Raw genomic sequence first — 6,519 nt, 5'->3', positions numbered from 1 at the left:
CTCGGTGCCCCGAGGTCGGCCTCGAGAACGCCGATGACCCATTCCTCGTTGCCCTCGAGCGCGGGCCTGCCCCTCCTCTGGGGCATCGGCGCGGCGGGCGACATGTCCTCCATGTCGGCGTACTTCGCCACGGTGTTCCGGCTCACGTGGAGCACTCGGGCGATTTCGGACCTCGAGCGCCCGGCGGCATCCATCGACCGTATATCATTCACTGTGTCCAGGGGCACGGTCATCTCCTCCATCCTTCCCGGGCGGGATCGCCAAGGTAACCGCCCGGGGAAACCATACGGCGAGGGCCGCGCCCCCGGTCCCCGGGGCGCGGCCCTCTTGCTTAAACTGCTCAATTTTTCGTGCTCACGGTGCTCATTTCCCAGTGATCACTCGGACCACTTCTTAGTGAACATCAACAGCACGATGGAATGCCGTTCGAGCAGCTCGCTTTCTATCGCCCTGTCGACAAGGGCGTCGACGCTTTTGAAGTGGTAATAGAACGTGCCGCGGTTCACTTCGGCCGTCTGAGCGACGGTTCGAACGGAAACGCAACGCAGCGGCGTAGATTCGAGCACATGCCAAAACGCATCGAGAATGCGTCGTTCCGCGCATAGTTCGGTGTCTTTTTTCGGCCTAGCCACGACATGCCTCCTTCGAGCAGTCGCCATGCGCCGCCTGACCAGCGCGAGCGCTCATCACAAGCATTTGCAGCCTGTTCTCGATATTGGCGAAGCTCACATCGGGGTCGTAATCGAGCGGCAAAATATTCGCATGAGGATAGCGTTCCTTGAGCTGCTTGACGATGCCGCGCCCCACGACGTGGTTGGGAAGGCAGCCAAACGGCTGCAAGATGACGAAAGAATTGCAGCCATGCTGCGCCTGATGCAAAATCTCGGCGGCGATGAGCACGCCTTCCCCGGCGTCGAAGGTGTGATGGATGATTGGGTCGCTCGCTTGCACGAGATCGCCCATGCGGCATGGCGGCTCATAGAGCGGGTGCGCTTTGCCAATGCGGTCGCACACATCATGCGCATGCTCGAAAAGCGCGTTTGCCACGCGATTGAAGGCAACGTTCGCAGCGGGCCTGGTCACATGGAATTCACGAGACTGGGCATCTTGGTAGAAATACGTTTTGCGAATCACGTCGGTCATGCGCGCCTCGATAATCTCGAAGCCGTTCCGTTCAAGATACGCCTCAATGTCGCGATTGGCGCCAGGATGGAAGTTGAGCAGGTATTCGCCCACGATGAGCACCGTCGGGCGCGGGTTGCTTCGGTCGTACTCCACGTTGTTCATAAGCGAAATCGCATGTTTGAACCCACGCTTCGCGCCAGCAACGCCATGACGCTCGATGCCTTCCATAATCGCGTCGATGCCCGCCTCAAATGCCGCATCAGCAGCGCCCGGCTCAAGCTCATAGGGGCGAATGCGGCGCAAGAGCGCCTCGAGCGCGTCAATCATGGGCAGGCCCATGGCGATGCGAATCGCGCTCGCGAGATTCATGCGAAAGCCTGGATGGATATTATGCGCGTCAGCATCGTCGTTCGTGATAATGGGAACATGCTCATACCCCGCATCGTCGAGCGCTTTGCGCAACAGCGCCGCATAGTGGGTAAGGCGGCAATCGCCGATGTATTTTCCCGTGCCAATAGCGACATCGGCATCGTCGTATTGACCGCTTTCGAGCGCAGCGAGCGCTTCACCGATTACGATTTGGGCCGGGAAGCATATGTCGTTGTGCACGTATCGCTTGCCAAGCTCGATAGCACGTTCGCGGCCCAAATCGAGAGGAACGGCACGCACGCCCTGTTTGCAAAACACCGAGCTCATGAGCCTACAGAACGCGTGCGAGGTGTTCGGCACCAGAATGACCTTCTCGCGTCGATCGGCACGCGTGAACTTCCGCGGGTATGGGTCGGGCAGTTCATGCGGCGTCGCAGGGGCCGACGCGCGCTCGCGGCGAGCATCAACGGTCTCGACGAACGAGCGCACGCGAATGCGCAACGGCCCCGAGGCATCGCTTTCGTCGGTTTTCAATATAAGCGGCGTTTTCGTGCCTCCCGAGCGCTCGCGCATCAGGCGCACGATTTCGTCACTGAGGTAGGCATCGTGCCCGCAACCGAAGCTTACGAGCTGAACGTATTCCAAATTCGGGCTTTCGGCGGCGAGCACGGCGCTCGCAAGCATACGGGCATGGAAGTTATTTACCACATCAATCAAACTCGCCGACAAATCGACGTCCTCGATATGCGGCACCGCATCGGGCGGCAAAACCGAAATGCCCAATTTGCAGAACAGCTCAGGAAGGCGATGGTTCACGAGCGGATCGTTGTGGTAGGGTCGGCTCGCAAGCACAACCGCATAGGCGCCCGCCTCGCGAGCGGCATCGAGAGTGGCGGCGCCCCGCTCGACAAGCTCGCGCTTGAAGCTCTTCTGGGCATCATCTGCCATGCGAATTGCCTCGCGCGCCATATCTTCGTCGATGTCGAATGTCTCGCGCAGATACGCGCACAATTGGCGATCGCGATCGGCCGTTGAAAACCAATGGAATAGCGGCGTGTCGAACGGCACGTTCCACGTGCGTGCCGGGTCGTCGCTGCTTTTGACCACCATGGGGTAACCCTTCACCACGGCGCACATCGAGACGCTCGTTTCGGCACGATTCTCGGTTGGCACCGTCGTGATGATGGGCATGAAGATGCGATCGACCCTCATGCGAGCGAGCTGGCGCACATGTCCATGCACGACCTTCGCCGGGAAGCATACCGTGTCAGACGTGACCGAGGGCAAACCGTCTTCGTACATTTTCCGCGTGCTCAAGCTCGAAAGCTCCACATCGAAGCCCAGCGCGCGCAAAAGCGTCGTCCAAAACGGCGCAGTGTCCCACAGGGCCAACACGCGAGGCAGGCCCACGGTTATATGGCGTTTCGTGCACAGCGGGCGCGTGGGCCATTCTTTAAACAGAAGGCGCTGGCGCACCGCAAACAGGTTCACGGGCGTGGCGACCCTCTTGCATACCGCCCCTGCAGCATGCGATTCAAATGCTGGCGTGGATATCTCCCCGCGCGCGCATCGATTCCCCGTCACAAACGCGCGACCGTCAGAAAACGACACCACCGTGCGCGCACACCGATTCGCGCACTTGTCACAGGGAACGTTGGCCTGCGTCGTGAACGCGAAACCATCAAGGGCGTCAAGCCCAATAAACGAGCTTTTCTCCCCCGTGCTGCGATCGTGTGCGATAAGCGCACAGCCAATTGCGCCCATAAGGCCCGGGTACGGCGCACGCACCACATTGCGCCCCACATACACCTCAAGCGCCCGCAGCACGGCGTCGTTGGCGAACGTGCCGCCCTGCACCACAATGCGATCGCCAAGCGAGTCGAGGTTTGAAACGCGAATGACCTTCGTGAACACGTTTTCAATAATCGATCGGCACAAGCCCGCCATGATATCGTCGGGGGTACGCCCATTTTTTTGCTCGCTCACAATAGAGCTGTTCATAAACACGGTGCAGCGGCTGCCCAAATGCGCGGGATGCTCGCTTCGAAATGCTGCCTGCGCAATATCGCTCGTTTGAATGCCGAGCGATTGCGCGAAGTTCTCGAGAAACGACCCACAGCCGCTCGAGCAGGCCTCATTCACCACGATGTCGCGCACGATGCCGTCTTCGACCCACATGGCCTTCATATCCTGACCGCCAATGTCGAGAATGAAGCTCGCATCGGGAACGAACGCGCGCGCGGCACGCGCATGGGCGACCGTCTCGACCGTATGGCAATCGGCCGATAATGCGCTCGCGAACAAATCTTCTCCGTAGCCAGTCACGCCCACGCCCGCGATATCGAGTTGAATGCCCGCCGAAGCGTATCGATCGCGCAAAGCGATAAGGGCATCGCGGGCAATAGCGAGCGGCTCGCCTTCGTTGGACGCATAAAAACTATCAATGACCTCGCCGTCGTCTGCGACAAGGGCGAGCTTGGTCGTAGTACTGCCCGAATCAATGCCAAGCCACACGCGCAGCGAGCGATTCGAGTCGCAGAGTTCACGCGCACGAGCAACGCCGCCGCATTCCGCAAGCTTTCCATGGCGCGCCTCGAAATCGGCCTTCTCTTCCGCATTCGCGAACAGCGGCGCATCGGTAGGCTGCGCCTCAAATGAACTTTCGAGCTCAGAAAGCGCGACGCGAGCATGCTCGATGCAAAGGCTCGCGTCTTCTGCGGCAAACAAATCGGAAAGCGAGAGCGCCGCGCCTCGCGCGACCATGGTTTCAGGATGATCGGGAATGAGAGCCTGGTCGTCTGAAAGGCCCAAGCGCTCCTTAAAGACGCCGATGAGACGAGGATTGAACGTGAGCGGCCCGCCCATGAACACAATAGGCGCCCTCACATCGAGCCCCTGAGCCAAACCGCCAAGTGTTTGTTTGGCAATGGCATGAAATGTTGAAAGCGCCAAATCGCACTTTGAGACGCCATTGTTTAGAAGCGGCTGAATATCGGTTTTGGCATACACGCCGCATCGACCCGAAATGTCATAGGTGCGCATGCCCGCCTCGGCGTATTCGTTGAATTGCTCGACGGGAATACTTAAAACCTCGGCGACCTCGTCGATAAACGCGCCCGTGCCGCCTGCGCAGCTGCCATTCATGCGCATGTCGCCGAGTTCCTGCACGCCAGATTCATCGTGGCGGAAGAAAATCATCTTCGCGTCTTGCCCGCCAAGCTCGATAGTGCAATTCGCCTGCGGATACAGCGCGCGAACCGCCGTAGCGCCCGCAACAACCTCTTGAATGAAAGGAGCGCCGATGCCGCGCGCGATGTCCTCCGAGCCCGATCCGCACAAAGCGCAGCGAATATGGGAGAGAGGAAAGCGCGCAACGATTTCATCAAGCACCCGCAACGTTGCTTGAATCTGCTGAGAGCCGTGGCGACGATACACGCCAAAAAGCTCTTCGTTCGTATCGGCATCGAGCACGACGGCCTTCACCGTAGTCGATCCGATATCGATTCCAACATGCAAATTCCGGCTTTGCGCCGCAGTCATTTCAGTCATAGGGCCCTTGCAATCCAATTCATTCATGGTTAATTGAACAATGCGTTAATTAAAATACAACACAGTGTTCAATTAAAATGGACGCAAGGGCCAATTCTGCAGGGTATTTATATTTGATGCCGTTTCGTTATCGCCCATCGGGCAAAACGCATCGTCCCGAATGTGGCGAGCTAGTTTTCCTTCGCCTTCTTGCCGAAATACGATTGGGGGCAACGGTAATCGTGCACCTCGAGCGCGTCCATGATTTCATCGGACCACTCGTCGAAAATCAAATCGGCTTCCGCGTCATATACATCACGCAGCTTCGCGTGCGTCTCGGGCGCGCGCGGCATAAACAGCGTGCAGCAGTCGGGCGCATCTTGGCTCGAAATCTCGAACGTGCCGAGCTTTTTGGCGTCTTCGATAATCTCGAGCTTGTCGCAGCCGATAAGCGGACGGAAGATCTGCATCTTCACCGAATCGCTCGTCGCGGCAAGGTTATCGAGCGTCTGCGACGCAACCTGACCCAGGCTCTCGCCCGTGACCAGCGCCTTTGCGCCCTCACGACGCGCAATGCGCTCAGCGATGCGCATCATAAAGCGACGATAGATGACAATACGCAACGCGGGAGGCACACGCATGGCGATTTCGCGCTGGTAATCGCCGAAGGGCACCACATACATGCGCGCCACGCCGCCGAATTCCTCAAGCACGCGGCAAATATCATCGGACAGATATTCAGACGTCGAAGCCGTTTGGGGGCGTCCAGAGAAATGCACCGCGATGCACGTCGCACCGCGGCGAGCCATGCGCCACATGGCAACGGGCGAATCGATGCCCGAAGAAAGCAGGCACACCACTTTGCCAGCCGTACCGACCGGCAAACCGCCCACGCCGCGCATGGTTTGCGCGTACACATATGCCATGCCCTGCACGACCTCGACATGCACTTCGACGTCGGCGCCCTTCATCTTCACCTTTTTATCGGGGAAAAGCCCGCATAGATGCTCGCCCACGATTTGGTTGATCTGCATAGAATCGATGGGGAAATCGGTGTGATTCCTGCGACCGACGACCTTCCACGTGCAGAAATCGCCCGCTTCGCCGAGTGCCTGATGCGCCGCCTCGCAAATATCGTCCATATTGCGCTCGCTCGCAAAGCCGCAGCTTACGCGGGCAACGCCGGGAACGCGCGCGATAAGCTGCGCAGCCTTCGCGGGAGCGTCGGCGCCCGCAGCCGCATCGTAAACCACGAGCACGCGGCCGGAAATGCGCGTGATTTCATGCACGGGCGCATCTTCGAGCAGCACTTCCAAATTGCGCATAAGGCGCTTCTCGAACGTGGCACGGTTATGGCCCTTCAGGCCAAGCTCATGGTAATGCACGAGCGTGATTCGCTGAAAATGCATCGGAGTCGCTTTCTCTCGTCTCTTGTTGGGCTGGGATGCACAAGGGCATCCCAGGCAAACGAAAGGCCCTCTTCAACGGAAGAGGGCC

Annotated in this window: 3 protein-coding genes and 1 pseudogene; all 4 read right to left on the bottom strand. The window is 58.9% G+C overall.

Annotated elements, in window-relative coordinates:
- Positions 1-242: pseudogene (locus DMP05_RS09905) on the bottom strand (IS21 family transposase); the annotation flags it as partial.
- Positions 243-377: 135 nt separating this feature from the next.
- Positions 378-632: a TetR/AcrR family transcriptional regulator gene (locus tag DMP05_RS01075; RefSeq protein WP_161957433.1), complete on the bottom strand. Its 255-nt coding sequence runs from the start codon at positions 630-632 to the stop codon at positions 378-380.
- Positions 625-5,043 carry an acyl-CoA dehydratase activase gene (locus tag DMP05_RS01070; RefSeq protein WP_123218765.1) on the bottom strand — a complete coding sequence of 1,473 codons (4,419 nt, stop codon included), beginning with the start codon at positions 5,041-5,043 and terminating at the stop codon, positions 625-627. Before DMP05_RS01070 ends, DMP05_RS01075 begins: the two co-directional genes overlap by 8 nt.
- A 170-nt stretch (positions 5,044-5,213) precedes the next feature.
- Positions 5,214-6,431, bottom strand: a complete 1,218-nt coding sequence (gene thiI / locus DMP05_RS01065) for a tRNA uracil 4-sulfurtransferase ThiI (protein WP_123218764.1) — start codon at positions 6,429-6,431, stop codon at positions 5,214-5,216.
- Positions 6,432-6,519 lie beyond the last annotated feature (88 nt).

Origin of the sequence: Slackia isoflavoniconvertens, from assembly GCF_003725955.1 — a bacterium.
Classification (GTDB): domain Bacteria; phylum Actinomycetota; class Coriobacteriia; order Coriobacteriales; family Eggerthellaceae; genus Slackia; species Slackia isoflavoniconvertens.
This window is presented reverse-complemented; position numbering and strand designations above follow the sequence as displayed.

Bases quoted from the DNA above. Each gene is read 5' to 3' on its own strand.
- DMP05_RS01070 (WP_123218765.1), bottom strand. From the start codon at position 5,043: ATGACTGAAATGACTGCGGCGCAAAGCCGGAATTTGCATGTTGGAATC.
- thiI (WP_123218764.1), bottom strand. From the start codon at position 6,431: ATGCATTTTCAGCGAATCACGCTCGTGCATTACCATGAGCTTGGCCTG.